This is a genomic window from Sphingobacterium sp. PCS056 (assembly GCF_023273895.1).
Classification (GTDB): domain Bacteria; phylum Bacteroidota; class Bacteroidia; order Sphingobacteriales; family Sphingobacteriaceae; genus Sphingobacterium.
Window position 1 is genome coordinate 821064 of sequence record NZ_CP096883.1, and the last position, 15605, is coordinate 836668.

The window sequence follows — 15605 nt, forward strand, 5'->3', positions numbered from 1 at the left end:
TTTGTTTTAGCAGAGGTTTCTGTTTATTTGTAGCAAAATCACAACATGGAAAAATTGAGCTTTAAAATCGCAACATTACATCGAGGAAGATATATGTTGCTCATGATGCTGTTTGTGTTGATGCTTGTTTACATCGTATCAAGACTCCCATTATCAGAAGTCGTGAAAACAATGGGCTCTTTATTTTCACTGCCCCTGGTCCTTTTCATCGCTGTAAAATGCTCCAAACAACATTCCATTTGGACCATTTATAATGGTGAATTAATAATGGAAAACAGCAGTTCCAGTCAAACGATCGCATTGGACGACATTGACTATGTGCGCAATCTAAGAAGATCAGGAGGCAATTTGATCATTATAAAATTAAAATCAGGCAGTCATATTAGAGCCTGGCGCAACAAGCTGTTTGAATCTGAAGATGATCTCAAAAGTTTCTGCCAAACGCTAAAAGACAATGAAATAGAATATTACGATATGTAGTCGCCAATTAAAAAAGAGAAATAGTGTAACTTGAGTTACACTATTTCTCTTTTTTGTTGCTTTACTTTGTATCACATTAGATAGATCATTATGCTGGAAATAATTCAAAAACCCTGGCCCTGGTATATATCAGGTCCTTTAATTGCGCTTATCATGTTCCTATTGCTCAAGCAAGGTAAAGATTTTGGCATGTCCAATAACTTGAGAACGATGTGTTCAATTGCCGGAGCAGGCAAAACAAGTTCATTTTTCAGATTTGACTGGAAAGCACAAATTTGGAATTTATTAGTTGTATTAGGCACTATAATAGGCGGCTTTATAGCACGCTTCTATCTCAGTGATGGCGCTGCACCTGCTATAAACCAAGATAGCATAGCAGACCTACAAGCATTAGGTATTATTGACAAACTTCATGGCTATATGCCCGACAGTCTCTTTCTATTTGATGGTACTCTTTTCCAATTCTTATTGCTAAGTATTGGCGGATTATTGATCGGATTTGGAACACGATATGCTGGAGGATGCTCTTCGGGACATGCCATATCTGGACTTAGTAATTTCCAATTACCCTCATTAATTGCTGTGATCGGATTCTTTATCGGCGGGATCATCATGATTCATTTTATTTTCCCTCTCATCTTTTAAACATAGCTATGAAACAGTTAAAATTTATATTAATCGGAATATTATTTGGCATCATCCTATACAAGTCGGAGGCAGCATCATGGTACCGCATATATGAAATGTTCCAGTTTAGATCCTTTCACATGTATGGAATTATAGGAACTGCATTAACAACTGCCATCCTCATTGTTCAAGTCATAAAAAGGAAGAACATAAAAGATAATAATGACCTTCCAATCCAATTTATCGATAAAAAGAAAAGCATTACACGCTACCTACTTGGAGGTACCATCTTTGGATTAGGTTGGGCTTTGACAGGAGCTTGTCCCGGGCCTATGTTTTCGCTCCTAGGTGCTGGATATTGGACATTAGGGATTGTGCTTATCTTTGCTCTGATCGGAACATGGCTTTATGGCCTAATCCGTCATAAGTTACCACATTAATATCAGCATATGACAACAGTTCAGCAAGCATTTTTAGGAAGTTTTGAAAAAGAATTGATTGCAGAGATTGAACAAGTCTCTGTCATTAAACAGTTCAAAGCAGGAGAAATCATTATTGACATTGGTCAATACATTAAATTTATGCCCCTCCTCTTAGATGGAGTCATTAAAATCATTCGAGAAGATAAAAAGGAGGGCGAACTGTTGTTATATTTTTTAGAGAAAGGCGATACCTGTGCCCTATCTATAGCCTGCTGTGTAGGCTCAAAAAAAAGCGAAATCCGCGCCATTGCCGATGTCGATACCACCGTCGCGATGATTCCCAATCAGTACCTCGATAGCTGGATGGGAACCTATAAAACTTGGCGCAATTTTATCCTAGAAAGCTATTCCGATCGACTCAATGAGCTGTTAACTACAGTCGATAATATTGCCTTCTCACAGATGGACGTTCGCATCATGAACTATTTGAAAGAAAAGGCATCCATTAGCAAATCACAAAAGATAGAGATCACCCATCAGGTCATTGCCAATGACCTCAATACATCTCGTGTGGTCGTATCCCGAATTTTAAAATCACTAGAAAACCAAGGAAAAATCCTTTTAAATAGAAATAACATCAATCTAATTTAATTGTCATTTCAATGCTTAAAATATCGAAGGTAACCTATGTTACCTTTCATCCTTTTTTAAGACGTTACCTTTGATAAACAAACAATTAATCATGGAGTTATCACTTATTTTTGGATATATTTTAGCAATTGCAGTAGGCCTCTCAATGGGTATTATGGGAAGTGGTGGCAGTATATTAACACTACCTATATTTGTCTATCTATTTCATCTGGCACCAGCACAAGCATTAGACTATTCTTTATTTACGATTAGTACAATATCGATCATTGGATCAATTTCTCACTTACAAAAAAAAGAGATCGATCTCAAAATGAGTTTATTTTTTATTCTACCATCATTCATATCTGTTTATATGACCAAGCAATACATCCTTCCTCGTATTCCTGATCATTTTCAAATTTATGAGATGATGATTCATAAAGATCAGATCATCATGACCCTGTTCGCGATCATCATGATTGCATCAGCATTAGCGATGATCAAAAAACGCGATGATCGACATCAAATTAAAACCTCCAGAAATAACACCGCGTTGATGATATCCATTGGTTTTTTGATTGGTATATTAACAGGATTAGTAGGTGCAGGTGGAGGTTTTATCATTGTTCCAGCTCTTATACTTTTGTTAGGCAATACCATTAAACAAGCCACCGCAGCCTCTCTATTTATTATTGCCATCAATACAGCCTTTGGTCTGTTGAGCAATTTCAAACAGCTGAATCAAATCAATTGGACAATATTAATTATCTTTACAGGAATCACACTAATAGGATTGATGATTGGAATCCAATTAAAAACAAAATTAAAATCCGAAAAATTAAAAGTAGGATTTGGATATTTTCTTGGAGCAATAGGTTTAATCATAGCCAGTATAGAAATCAATCAATTTATAAATTTATAAAGGAATAAATTATGTTTTTTCAACACATTTTCGAATCTTCATTAGCACATGCAAGTTATCTCATCGGCTGTCAAGCAAAAGGAGTAGCAATTGTGATCGATCCTAAAAGAGATGTAGACACGTACTTAGCTATAGCCGAAAAAAACAACTTAAAGATAACGCATATTGCAGAGACCCATATTCATGCCGATTATCTATCCGGCTCATTAGAATTAGCCGCTTTAACAAGCGCACAGCTCTATCTTTCTGACGAAGGGGGAGCAGACTGGCAGTATGATTTTGATCACGTGGGCTTAAAACATCAGGATGAAATAAAAATTGGAAATCTGATATTTAAAGTTTTACATACACCAGGTCATACCCCTGAAAGTATCAGTTTCCTATTAACAGACACACCTGCGACAGACGCGCCCGTCATGTTGTTTACAGGAGATTTTGTATTTGTAGGTGATATTGGACGTCCAGATTTATTAGAAAATGCTGCCGGACTGATCGGAACAAAAGAAATCGGAGCACATCAAATGTTTGAATCATTAAAAATCTTTAACCAGCTTCCAGACTATGTACAAGTATGGCCAGCACATGGCGCAGGATCTGCCTGTGGAAAAGCCCTAGGGGCAGTTCCAAGTTCAACTGTTGGATATGAAAAGATAAGAAACTGGGCTTTAAAATATGGAAATGATGAAAAAGCATTTACGGAGGAGCTTCTAAGTGGACAACCAGAGCCTCCAAAATATTTTGCGATGATGAAAAAGCTTAACAAAATCAAGCGACCATTGCTAACATCAGTACCTACTTACAAAGAACTAGACGCAACAGAATTGATATTGCATCATAAAAATGATGTAACCATCATTGATACCCGCAACAAACAAGAATTTGCACAAGGATTCATACCCAATAGCATCAATATCCAGAATAATAAAGCTTTCAGCAATTGGGCAGGCTGGATTTTAGATTATCATAAACCATTTATTCTTATTGTAGCAAAAGATCAATTAGAAGATGTCACCCGCAAATTGATGCGTATAGGTCTCGATCAAGCCATTGGCTATATCACACCTCAATCGTTGCAAACAGTTGGTATCAAACTTGATCAGCAGGAAATTATTGATTTCAATGAGATGAATACAGCATTAAACAATCCCAATGCACAAATTTTAGATGTTCGAAATGAAAGTGAATATCAGGCAGGGCACCTTCCCCATGCAACCCATGTCTTTGTTGGAACACTGCTGGAAAATTTAGATCAGATAGATCAAAGTAAACAACTGTATCTACATTGTCAGTCCGGTGACCGTGCGACCATAGCCATGTCACTACTTGGCAGAGCCGGGATCAAAAATATCAAAAATTATAGTCCAGGGATGAAAGAATGGGTCGAGAAAAATGGTACCCTAATAAAATAGAAAAGCGGATTAATCCGCTTTTCTATTTTAAAGACTACGCTCCGGAATTTTAAAATACCGCAGTACATCCGTTTTCTTATCGACAATATCTCCCTTTTTATTGGTTTCCAGTCGATGATTAACAACCGAAATATATTGATAATTATCAGCATCAGATTCATAAATCGTGACTGTTGCAAACTCATCACCCAATTCATCAGCCTCCAGATAGGTCTGTAGATCTGTAAAATCCTTTTTCCCTAAATTATGCTCCAGTGCCTGCTTATCTGCTATATATGCGATCTGTTTCTCAAGTTCCCTTTTTTGCATCCATTCATTACCCCTTTCAGAAAAAGGTTCAGTTGTTTTACCCGACCAAGCTAAGACAATAGGGTAGACAATAATAGTCGCAGCCTCAATACCCCACAAGATCCATAAAGGCCAACCACTCACCACACTTTTCTTAAGAGAAAAAGTACCAACAGCATTTAATTCTTGAATTCCACTAAATGTATCCATTGGGTGAAATAGGAAATATAAAAAACCATCCAGATTAAAAGAAGACTTTAACCACATGTCCCCTCCCATTGTACCTTCAGCATTAAACATTAAGGAGACAAATAAGCACCATTGGGCATAATACGCAACCAAAGTGCAGATGAAAGTAAATAGTAGTGCAATACCCCTATTTCTAACTTTTCCGATTTTTAACAAAACGTCCAAGACGTAAAATAAGCCATAAGCTAAACCAAATGTGATCAAAAAGTTAAAATATACAATTGGTATAAACCACTGCAAAGCAATATATACGATGGCTAAAATAACAGATGCACACACTCCCGCAATAATAGCAAACAGTACACCTCCGATTGGAGCCTTCCCCGAAGACCTATAATAAGTTTCTTCCATACAAGTTTAATTAGATATAGACCTAAAATAACAATTGGAATAAATAAAAACAACCTTATATCAAACAAATATTACAAAACAGGCTGCACCTCCCTTCCCCATATTCCTAATGAATTTTGTATGTTTGAACCATGAATTTGAAATACCTATATACATTAATCTTAGGATTATTCCTGATCCAAACAACAACAGCGCAACGAAAAGGCTATTGGCAACAGGCCGTAGATTATAAAATGAATATTGATGTCAACGAAAAAACATATCAATATGACGGAGACATGCAACTGAAATACAGCAATAATTCAGGACAATCACTCAAAAAAGTGTATTTCCATTTGTATTTCAATGCCTTTCAACCGGGTTCGATGATGGACAATAGACTTTCCAACATCGCAGATCCAGATAAAAGAATGGCCACCAATATCGGCACAAAGGAAAAACCAAAATACCAGAGTCGAATTGCAACCCTGACCCCAAAACAAATTGGTTATCAAAAGATAAAGTCATTAACAATAAACGGTAACAATACCAGTTACAAAGTCGATGGTACTATTTTAGAAGTTACCTTGCCTAATGAAATCGAGGATGGCGAAACGGCCACCTTTGATATGACTTGGGAGGCACAGGTACCAGAGCAAATTAGAAGATCTGGTCGCAATTCGAAAGAAGGAGTCGCACTTTCGATGGCACAATGGTATCCAAAAATGGCGCATTTTGATGAATTCGGATGGCACCTTGATGAATATATCGGTCGCGAATTTATAGCTCCATTTGGCAACTTTGACGTCACCGTTAATATCAATAAAAATTATATCCTAGGTGCATCCGGCGTATTGCAAAATCCAACAGAAGTAAAAGGATATGTAGCAAAACCAAAAATCAGAGCAAAAGATAATAAAGTCCAATGGCATTATATCGCTAAAAATATCCATGATTTTGTTTGGGCTGCAGACCCCAAATTTGTCGTTGACTCAGCCAGCAGCAAACAGGGCATTCATGTATACACGGTATATATTCCAGAAAGTGACTCCGTTAAAACAAACTGGAAAACAGCTTTAGGACTAGCAACAGAATTTTTCGATTTCAATGCCAAAACATTTGGAGCCTATCCATGGCCCACTTATACCATTATCCAAGGAGGTGATGGCGGCATGGAATACGGTACCGCAACATTGGTCACTGGAGGTCGCAATTTAAAAAGCCTAGTAGGTGTTATTTTCCACGAAGCCGCCCACTCTTGGTATCAACACTTATTCGGCATCAATGAGACCGTAGACGAGTGGTTTGATGAAGGGTTCACTTCTTATGTAGAAGAACTTGCGATGCAAAACTTATTTGAAAAACGAGGAGCCATTGAAGCTAACCCTTCCATAGATGCTTATCGTGCGTACTACAAACTAGCCCTATCGGGAAAAGAAGAACCTGCCAGCCTACTTGCCGATTACTACAATACCAACTATGCCTACAGTAATGAAGCTTACAATAAAGGACAGGTACTAGCCGTACAATTGGGCTATATCATTGGAAAAGACAATCTGGATAAGACATTCTTAGAATTTTATAAACAATGGAAATTTAAACATCCAACGCCAAATGATTTTAAAAGAATTGCTGAAAATATATCAGGAATCAATCTAAAATGGTACTTCAACCTCTTTATCAACACTACTCGTAAGATTGACTATGCCATCAAAACGGTTAGCGATAAAGAAATTACATTACAGAACAAATCCGACTTTGCCATGCCTATTGACTTATTAGTAACCTATGAAGATGGCACAAAAGAACTTTTCTATATCCCACTACGTGAAATGAGAGGCGAAAAACCAGCAGAAAACTTCAAAATTTACGAAGGTATTAAAAGAACAACATTGGAAGACTGGAACTGGACACAACCATCCTATCAGGTCAATCTAACAAAAAAACCTGCAAAAGTGATTATAGATCCATCATTGCGCTTAGCCGATGTCGAATCCAGCGATAATACCTGGGAAAAGAAATAACATAACAACAAGAGGCTGGTCAATAAACCAGCCTCTTTGCTTTAACATCAATCCTCGCGGCTTCCATCATCAGCCATACGCACAATTTTGGGAGAGAAACTAGCGACAATATCCACCAGATCTTCTTGCGCAGCCATCACCTCGTGAATATTTTTATAAGCCATTGGGGCCTCATCCAGTCCAGCACCGATCAATGTGATGCGATGATCCGACAACATGGATTTCAAATCTTTACGTGCTATCGTTTTTATAGCTTTCGTGCGGCTCATCAATCGACCCGCGCCATGTGAAGCCGATTGAATAGCCTCTTCCATACCTTTTCCTCGGACTAAGAAACCAGGAGTTGCCATCGATCCAGGAATGATACCCAGCACCCCTTTACCTGCAGGAGTTGCTCCTTTACGATGTACGATGACCTCCTCCCCTTTCCACAACTCTTTCCATGCAAAATTATGATGATTTTCAACCATCGCCAATCGTTCAGCACCTAAAGCCTTACTGATTTTCTCGTGAATGACTTCATGACACGCCGAAGCATAGTCCCCCGCAAGGTTCATCGCTAACCAATATTCTTGACCTTCCGCTGTATCAAGTCCCATATAAGCCAAATTTTGAGCCTCGTAAGGCAAAGGACAAAGCTTTTTAGCTAGTTTAGTATAATGATCGGCAATAGTGGCGCCCAATCCCCTAGATCCCGAATGAGTCAATAAAGCAACATATCGTCCTTTCTCCATACCAAGCTCCGCATCTGCCTCCTTAAACTCCATCACCCCAAATTCAACAAAGTGATTTCCTCCACCAGAAGAACCTAATTGTGTCCAGGCCTTATCCTTTAATTGGCGAATAAAATCATTCGTTTCAAAAGCCTTACTCGCTAGCACAGCATGATCGGCACGTTCATGTTTCAAGTAACCATGTCCAGCACCAAATTTGGTATGATCCATAATCACCTTCTTATAAAAATCATGATGCGCATACAGATGCTCTTCGGGGACATCAAAAATAGACAGTGCCATTCGACAACCGATATCAACACCCACACCATAAGGAATGACCGCATGATGAGTCGCCAATACCCCACCGATTGGCAAACCATATCCTTGGTGCGCATCCGGCATTAATGCCCCCGCCACTGCAACAGGAAGTTTCATCGCCAGATCCATTTGGCGCAATGCGCCCTCTTCAATCTGAGACTCACCATAGATGCTGTAGTCTTGCTTCCCCTCTTTTAAAGAAATCGTAGCTTTAGCCACTTCATCAACATTTAAAAGAGCTTGCGCCAGCGGTTTAAATACTTCATCCTCCATATACATTTCTGGAGCAGCCAGTACTTCCGCAAACTTCAACAACATCTCCTCTCGGGTAAACCCCAATCTCTTTTTATTAATTTTCAACGCTTCCCCTAAAGCAAAATTCTCTTCATATCCCAAAGCAATTAAATCATTGCCATTTATTCTTTTATTTTCCATGATACTATTCATCAATGATGCTCCGCTTAAACCCCATCTTACAGATTTGATCTATCTTTACATCGGTTATTATTTTTCCTTAAGCAAGGAACAGCACCTCTTTATCGCTATCCCTTGCGCCTCTTTATGTCTATCTACCGATTCAGTTTTAAGGTAAAGCGGTAGATGTATTATTTCACGAACAACTGCTTCAGCTGATCCACGATCTGACCATTACCAGAAACCGATATATTGTTTATTTTTTCAGCTATCTTCTCCACATATTCCATCTCTTTCAATTTAAACAACATCGCATTATCCTCCATCAATTTAGCCGTATTCAACAAGCTTCTTGTAGAAGCCGTTTCTTCACGCCGCGTGATGATATTTGCCTGAGCTTTTTTCTCCGCGACCAGCACCTGATTCATAATCTCCCGGATATCTCCTGGCAAGATGATGTCTTTAACACCGGCATGAAACACCTTTACCCCCAGTAATTCAATCTGCGAGGCAGTATCCTCCAGCACATGTGCATTGATGGCAGACTTATTATCCATCAGCTCATCCAAAGTCATTCGACCTATGTAAGAACGCAACGCTAATTGCATCAACATATACAACTGCTTCTCAAAATCTTTATTTTCAAGCATTGCTTTTAGCACATCCACAACTTGGTACTGTATCGAAAAATTAATCCTAATCTGCGCCTTATCTTTAGTCAAGATTTCTTGACCAGCAATATCCATAGTCGTCAATCGTGTATCCACTTTTGAAATACTGATTGATGTCGCATTTTTCCACCAGTAGTAGGTACCCGCATTCAATATCTTTGAAAAAACTCCATCAAGAAATAGCAGCCCTCTCTCCGAAGGCTCTAACTTAAACTGTCGTATATAGTAAGCCAGCGTCTGCTTCTCCAACAATTGTTTGTGCACTCCCTCACTTATTTCTATATCCGTGATATCCTCCTTTTGGAAATGATAAGTTAATAACCCCTTCCAGAAAAAATGTCTGCCTGCTGCTAGTACCTGCTTATAGTTGTTATTCACAAAAACTAGACAGATCTCATGATCGGCAACTTCCACCAATGCTACATGGTCCGAAAAACCGGTAAGCTGCATCAATACATCAACATCCAAGCTTCCTGGAAAAGGCTTCGACAAATCATATAATTCTAGTTTTTCACCAAAACCTACCCAGTATTTTCCAGCAGGCAATACGCGGGTATACCGATTGTTTTTAACAACTAATCCCAATTGATTGATATCTATAGTTACTCTTTTCATCTTATTTTAATTTTTTATTCTACTCTTCCAAACCCAGTACAAAACACTGCGCTTGATCAGAATATACTATTGTTCTAAATACATTTTTCCGCGATCAAAAAGATGATCCTATTATTTATAAACGCTTCGATTCCTGTTTATTGAATATGACCGGAATATAAAAGGGGTCTAAAAGAAAAATAAAATGATGACACCTCATCCTTAAAGAATATACACCCCATTCGTGTATTCATTTAAGGATTGCAATATCCTCAACCCTATCGTTGCTTTTAGCACCTACTTTATACTACAAAGGCCCCATTCAATTGTCTCATCTTTAATAAAAAGAAAAGACCAAACGAGAGACGAAGCGCTTTCGAAGTGGAGACTTTTTTAAAGAAAGTCTAAACTTGAACATGGAACTTTCGTTCCTCCAACCGATGGACACACTTTTGAGATGTGCGTGGGACTCGAACCCACCATTTTGCTGTACTCTACCCCTGAGTTACTCCGTCCAGGACGGAGGTAGGATTCGAACCTACGACCCCAACATTTGACAATAGTGATTTTCTTAAAGTCAGCATATTACTTTCAACTGAAGCAATACTACCCTGCTATACAGAAACAGGAGACCAGGACTCTTAAATCATGCACTACGCCATATACCCTTTCAGGTATATATCTTAAAAAGCTAATCGCTTATTTATTCAAAGAACTATTTGTCTTGATCGACATTACAAATATGCAAGCCCCACCACGCAATCTGTCTGCGCAGTAAAAAAGAATTTAAAAAAATCAATCAAAAGCAACATACCAAACTGATAATCAATTACATTAATTTAATAAAAATTAAATAAACCAGATCAAAAACACTTTATACGCAAATACATTGCGCAGCAAATTTGAATTCTGTATCTTTAACTTCATACCATAATATCAAAAACAGCATGTCCACCAATAAACTTGCATTAATTCGCTACAAAACCATTGACAACTGCTTATGTCAACGTCATCGCAAATGGACCTTAGAAGATCTTATAGAAAAAGTCTCCAATTCCCTTTATGAGCTTGAGGGTATCCATAATGGCATCAGCAAAAGAACGATTCAAGGAGATATACAAGTCATGCGGAGTAATAAGTTAGGATACAATGCCCCGATTATTGTGACAGATCGAAAATTTTACAGCTATAGTGATCCTACATACAGCATCAGCAATTCACCCATCACCTCCTTAGATATGAAGAAGATGAAAGAAGCCGTAGACTTACTCAAGCATCTCAATGGTTTCTCTTATTTTGACGAAATGAGTGATATGATCTTACGTTTAGAAAATAGCCTCATTCAATCGGAAGGAGCTCAAAAGCCTGTCGTACAAATGGAAAGTAACAAACTCTTAAAGGGTTTAAACTGGATCAGCATACTTCATCACGCTATACTCGAAGAAATTCCTTTACTCATCACCTACAAATCCTTTAAGTCACTCGCTCCTATACAAGACGTATACTACCCATATCTGCTAAAAGAATACCGCAATCGTTGGTTCTTAATCTGCAAACCTAAGAAAGGAAATCTCTTAATTACGCTTGCTCTGGACCGTATAGTTGATATTGATGAAATGGCAAAACATGGTTTTATACCTTACGAAGGCATCGATTTCGATCGCTACTTTGCCGACACCATTGGGGTTACAAAAAGTCAAAAAGACCGTGGACAAAAAGTAATCTTAAAAATTGACAGCTTCAATGCCCCCTATGTAGAGACCAAGCCATTACATAGCTCTCAGCAGATCATCAACAAACATGATGATGGCAGTATCATGATTCGTCTTGATGTCGTCTTAAACTTTGAGCTGGAAAGAGAAATTTTGGGATTTGGAGAAAATATAGAAGTCATTGCCCCAAGAAATCTACGCGACCGAATAAAAAAGAGAATCAGTAAAAATCTACAGCAGTACAGCAAAGAAACAGAATAAATCCATTTAACTCTGGATTTTCCTTTACCTTTGCCTTCAAATAAAACAGACCCATGATCTACTTTCACATTCCATTCTGTAAGCAAGCCTGTCATTACTGCGACTTTCATTTTAGCACCTCACTGAAGTACAAAAATGAAATGCTCAACATGCTATACAAGGAAGTCGAACTTAGAGCCGATTATCTGGAAGATAAAAACATCCAGTCCATTTATTTTGGTGGTGGTACCCCCTCTATATTAGAACCCGAAGATATCGCTAGGCTGATCGATAAAGTATCAAAACATTTTGAGATCGACTCGCAAGTAGAGATTACTTTAGAGGCTAACCCTGATGATCTCAACCGTGAAAAAGTAGCGAAATTGCGTCAAACAGAAATTAACCGCTTTAGTATCGGTATTCAATCCTTTTTTGAAGAAGATCTAAGATGGATGAACAGAGCGCATAACCAAAAAGAAGCCGAATCTTGTATTATGCGCGTACAAGATGCCGGATTTGAAAACATCACCTGCGATCTGATCTATGGATTTCCATTATTAACCGACGAAAAGTGGAAAACCAACATGCAGAAGCTATTGGATTTTCAGATTCCGCACATCTCATCCTACTCGATGACCGTAGAAAAGAAAACAGCACTTGATCATATGATCAAAACAGGAAAAGCGCCGGCCATAGATAGTGATCAAGCTGCCGATCAAATGCTGATGCTGATCGACCAGTTGAAAACAGCAGGATTTGAGCAATATGAAATATCCAATTTTGCTAAAGATGGTATGTATGCCAAGCATAATACCAACTACTGGAAAGGAAAACATTACTTAGGTATTGGTCCATCTGCACATTCATTCAATGGTACATCACGCTCATGGAATATCGCGAACAATGCCAAATACATCCAAGATATGGCACAAGATAAGCTACCGTTAGAAACTGAACAATTATCTTTACTTGATCGCATTAACGAATACACCATGACCTCACTGCGCACCATGTGGGGTATCAATCTTGCCTTAGTGGAAGACAAATTTGGAGCAGAGGTCAAAAAACAACTATTGATAAACTCCGAAGCATTCATTTATAATAAGCAATTAACTCAAGTGGACAACCGGCTTACCCTTAGCGACACGGGCAAACTAATGGCCGATCACATTATGTCTGAGCTATTTATTATTGATGAAAATTCCCAATATGAATAACAAAATTATGAGCAGTTACTTGCCATTGGTTTGTAACTTCAACAGCTCCTGTTCTGCTAATTTTCGAGTCTCTAGCTTGATATCGTCCTTTCTGCGCTGTAGATTTTCTCCAATACTTGAAATCAAACCTTCATTCAACGGAACAAGCTCCCTTCTAGAATCCCATTGGCTGATATAAAAATCATCCGATTTTTCATCAAAAAGAATATCGTAATCATCCAATCGACGTTGTTCCTCATATGCACCTATCACGTAATAAGGAAAATATCGATTTGGTTTTTCAACTATTTCCAGCTGCAAAGGCTTATATTCATATGGAGAAGAACTAAGTTTAAACAAAAATGTAATTGCTTTTTCAAATTGGTCCAACTTCTTTAAAATCAGCAATTCGTCGTTATTATATTGAAACGGATTGGGATAGTACGCGCCATTATAAAAATAGTCTTTAGGATCCTGTCGTATCTGTAACGGCTCTACCCGTACACCATGCTTATTGATGAGGGATTCATTTACACCTTCCTCAGCAGGTACTACAAACCAATGTTCACCACCGGCATCATATTGTTTTTTCATCTTACCGGCATATACAGTAGCGTAACCGTAATTAAACGGCAGTGCAAAACCCCAATCTGCAGGAGAAATCTTATCCCCTAAAAAATTGACAAAACCAATTTTCCCCTTCTCCACATAACGTCTCAGACCTTCAGACCAATAGTCAGATCCATTATCAAAAAATTGAGGGTAATACAATATATTGCCTTTTCTGTCATATACCGTCGAAACCGCAAAAGCTGGATTATCTGCATCTTCTTCAACTCCAAGAACCCCGATAAATTCGATAAAGGGATCATCGATCGGTACATTTAAATCAAAATCATGATATACATGGTGGATTGGAGGAATAATAATTGTCCCCTTTTCATTGCGCACCCCTACAAGACTACTGTCCGCAGTCATCATATAGTACAATTTATCTTGCCCTTTAGAAAATAAAAAGCAGCAAGACAAAATGAGCGTAACGAAAATTTTCAGCCCCCTCATATAAGCAACTTTTTGGTTCTCAAATATTTCAGAATAATTGCCGTCGCACCAGCATGCTGTTGAACATAACATTTTGCCTGTTGACCAGCATAGTCGCGCTTAGTCTGATCCTGTAAACAAGTAAAGATCAAATGGAGTTTATCAGCATCTTGAATAGAAAAACCAGCTCCCTGCTCGATCAAATCCTTAGCTTCCTGAAACTTATGATATTTTGGACCAAATATAACCGGTATACCATACGTCGCCGCTTCCAATGTATTATGAATCCCCACCCCAAATCCGCCACCAATATAGCTGATACTTCCATAGCCATACAAAGAAGAGAGCATGCCTATATTATCAATGATCAACACGCGCGCATTCGCGACTTTTTGACAAGTATGCTGCGCAAAATTTGAGAATCTAAGTGCATCGGGAAATAATAATAAAATAGCGTCGATATGCGCTTCATGGATTTCATGCGGAGCTAAGATCAATTTCCAGTCAGGAAACTGCAGCATGAGGTCCTTTAAAAGCTTTTCATCCTCCAGCCATGTACTTCCTGCCACCAAAACAGGAGATTCACCAACAAATTGACCGACCTCCATCACACTTTTCTGCTGCTTGGGCAATTCCACCACACGATCAAATCTCGTATCACCCGTAAGCCCAACATTTCGAAATCCATGCTCTTTTAATAGATGGACACTTTCTTCATTTTGCATGAAAAAATAAGTGACCGACAGGAGGATTTCTCTAAAAAAACCACCATAAGGTTGAAAGAAAATTTGATTCGGTCTGAATATGGCAGAAATCATGAATAGCGGAATATCTCTATTTTTCAGTTCAGAAAAATAATAATGCCAATATTCATATTTTGTAAAAACCACAAATTCTGGATGAATGAGATCTATAAACTGCTTGGCATTTTTTGCTGTATCCTCAGGGAGATAAAAAACATAATCGGCTAAATTGGTATTCTTTCTAACCTCATAACCTGAGGGAGAATAAAAAGTAATCACAATTTTTTTTAATGGATAATCTTTTTTTATACCTTCCAAAACGGCCCGCCCCTGTTCAAATTCCCCTAGGGAGGCAAAGTGAAACCAGATGTGATTTTGACCCGTTTCAACCGTTTGATTTATGCGCGCATACCAATCCTTACGACCATCTACCCAAAGCTTAGCCTTGGGATGAAAAGGCGCTATTAAGCGTAATAAAAGCCCATAAAGATGGATTCCTAAAGAATAAAGAAGACGCATGTTCGTAAAATAATACTTATATTCGTCAAAGATATTAAACCCTTTTCTAATTGTTGAAAA

General features: G+C 38.2%; 14 protein-coding genes. 9 read left to right on the forward strand and 5 right to left on the reverse strand.

Annotated features, from left to right (window positions below; translation table 11 throughout):
- Positions 1-45 precede the first annotated feature (45 nt).
- The 6 genes from MUB18_RS03470 to MUB18_RS03495 all read left to right on the forward strand — a co-directional run bounded on the left by MUB18_RS03470 (position 46) and on the right by MUB18_RS03495 (position 4490).
- Complete coding sequence (locus MUB18_RS03470; RefSeq protein WP_248754966.1) at positions 46-480, forward strand: hypothetical protein; 435 nt, start codon at positions 46-48, stop codon at positions 478-480.
- Positions 481-570: 90 nt separating this feature from the next.
- Positions 571-1125, forward strand: coding sequence for a YeeE/YedE family protein (locus tag MUB18_RS03475; protein ID WP_248754967.1), 555 nt, complete (start codon positions 571-573; stop codon positions 1123-1125).
- Between the two features lie 8 nt (positions 1126-1133).
- Positions 1134-1547 (forward strand): DUF6691 family protein, encoded by a 414-nt coding sequence (locus MUB18_RS03480; protein WP_045752443.1) that lies wholly within the window; start codon positions 1134-1136, stop codon positions 1545-1547.
- A gap of 9 nt (positions 1548-1556) precedes the next feature.
- Complete coding sequence (locus MUB18_RS03485; protein ID WP_045752444.1) at positions 1557-2180, forward strand: Crp/Fnr family transcriptional regulator; 624 nt, start codon at positions 1557-1559, stop codon at positions 2178-2180.
- Positions 2181-2271: 91 nt separating this feature from the next.
- Complete coding sequence (locus MUB18_RS03490) at positions 2272-3081, forward strand: sulfite exporter TauE/SafE family protein (protein WP_045752445.1); 810 nt, start codon at positions 2272-2274, stop codon at positions 3079-3081.
- Between the two features lie 11 nt (positions 3082-3092).
- Positions 3093-4490 carry an MBL fold metallo-hydrolase gene (locus tag MUB18_RS03495; RefSeq protein WP_248754968.1) on the forward strand — a complete coding sequence of 466 codons (1398 nt, stop codon included), beginning with the start codon at positions 3093-3095 and terminating at the stop codon, positions 4488-4490.
- A gap of 27 nt (positions 4491-4517) precedes the next feature.
- On the opposite strand, the gene MUB18_RS03500 is transcribed toward MUB18_RS03495, so the two are convergent.
- A complete protein-coding gene (locus MUB18_RS03500; protein WP_248754969.1) occupies positions 4518-5378 on the reverse strand; it encodes a hypothetical protein in 861 nt (286 codons plus the stop codon).
- Between the two features lie 131 nt (positions 5379-5509).
- Here MUB18_RS03500 and MUB18_RS03505 point away from each other — a divergent pair, with 131 nt between their 5' ends.
- Complete coding sequence (locus MUB18_RS03505) at positions 5510-7381, forward strand: M1 family metallopeptidase (protein WP_045752448.1); 1872 nt, start codon at positions 5510-5512, stop codon at positions 7379-7381.
- Between the two features lie 47 nt (positions 7382-7428).
- On the opposite strand, the gene MUB18_RS03510 is transcribed toward MUB18_RS03505, so the two are convergent.
- On the reverse strand, positions 7429-8850 hold the full coding sequence (locus MUB18_RS03510) for an RtcB family protein (RefSeq protein ID WP_248754970.1): 1422 nt from the start codon (positions 8848-8850) through the stop codon (positions 7429-7431).
- A gap of 170 nt (positions 8851-9020) precedes the next feature.
- On the reverse strand, positions 9021-10115 hold the full coding sequence (locus tag MUB18_RS03515; RefSeq protein ID WP_248754971.1) for a slipin family protein: 1095 nt from the start codon (positions 10113-10115) through the stop codon (positions 9021-9023).
- A gap of 926 nt (positions 10116-11041) precedes the next feature.
- Here MUB18_RS03515 and MUB18_RS03520 point away from each other — a divergent pair.
- Positions 11042-12067, forward strand: a complete 1026-nt coding sequence (locus tag MUB18_RS03520) for a helix-turn-helix transcriptional regulator (RefSeq protein WP_248754972.1) — start codon at positions 11042-11044, stop codon at positions 12065-12067.
- A gap of 53 nt (positions 12068-12120) precedes the next feature.
- Complete coding sequence (hemW, locus tag MUB18_RS03525; protein WP_248754973.1) at positions 12121-13263, forward strand: radical SAM family heme chaperone HemW; 1143 nt, start codon at positions 12121-12123, stop codon at positions 13261-13263.
- Between the two features lie 15 nt (positions 13264-13278).
- Here hemW and MUB18_RS03530 read toward each other — a convergent pair whose 3' ends face one another.
- Positions 13279-14223, reverse strand: coding sequence for a hypothetical protein (locus MUB18_RS03530; RefSeq protein ID WP_248754974.1), 945 nt, complete (start codon positions 14221-14223; stop codon positions 13279-13281).
- A 77-nt stretch (positions 14224-14300) separates the two neighbouring features.
- Positions 14301-15545 carry a 3-deoxy-D-manno-octulosonic acid transferase gene (locus MUB18_RS03535; protein WP_248754975.1) on the reverse strand — a complete coding sequence of 415 codons (1245 nt, stop codon included), beginning with the start codon at positions 15543-15545 and terminating at the stop codon, positions 14301-14303.
- Positions 15546-15605 lie beyond the last annotated feature (60 nt).

Bases quoted from the DNA above. Each gene is read 5' to 3' on its own strand.
- MUB18_RS03480 (WP_045752443.1), top strand. From the start codon at position 1,134: ATGAAACAGTTAAAATTTATATTAATCGGAATATTATTTGGCATCATC.
- MUB18_RS03500 (WP_248754969.1), bottom strand. From the start codon at position 5,378: ATGGAAGAAACTTATTATAGGTCTTCGGGGAAGGCTCCAATCGGAGGT.
- MUB18_RS03515 (WP_248754971.1), bottom strand. From the start codon at position 10,115: ATGAAAAGAGTAACTATAGATATCAATCAATTGGGATTAGTTGTTAAA.
- MUB18_RS03510 (WP_248754970.1), bottom strand. From the start codon at position 8,850: ATGGAAAATAAAAGAATAAATGGCAATGATTTAATTGCTTTGGGATAT.
- MUB18_RS03475 (WP_248754967.1), top strand. From the start codon at position 571: ATGCTGGAAATAATTCAAAAACCCTGGCCCTGGTATATATCAGGTCCT.
- MUB18_RS03470 (WP_248754966.1), top strand. From the start codon at position 46: ATGGAAAAATTGAGCTTTAAAATCGCAACATTACATCGAGGAAGATAT.
- MUB18_RS03495 (WP_248754968.1), top strand. From the start codon at position 3,093: ATGTTTTTTCAACACATTTTCGAATCTTCATTAGCACATGCAAGTTAT.
- MUB18_RS03520 (WP_248754972.1), top strand. From the start codon at position 11,042: ATGTCCACCAATAAACTTGCATTAATTCGCTACAAAACCATTGACAAC.
- MUB18_RS03490 (WP_045752445.1), top strand. From the start codon at position 2,272: ATGGAGTTATCACTTATTTTTGGATATATTTTAGCAATTGCAGTAGGC.
- MUB18_RS03535 (WP_248754975.1), bottom strand. From the start codon at position 15,545: ATGCGTCTTCTTTATTCTTTAGGAATCCATCTTTATGGGCTTTTATTA.
- MUB18_RS03485 (WP_045752444.1), top strand. From the start codon at position 1,557: ATGACAACAGTTCAGCAAGCATTTTTAGGAAGTTTTGAAAAAGAATTG.
- MUB18_RS03505 (WP_045752448.1), top strand. From the start codon at position 5,510: ATGAATTTGAAATACCTATATACATTAATCTTAGGATTATTCCTGATC.
- MUB18_RS03530 (WP_248754974.1), bottom strand. From the start codon at position 14,223: ATGATGACTGCGGACAGTAGTCTTGTAGGGGTGCGCAATGAAAAGGGG.
- hemW (WP_248754973.1), top strand. From the start codon at position 12,121: ATGATCTACTTTCACATTCCATTCTGTAAGCAAGCCTGTCATTACTGC.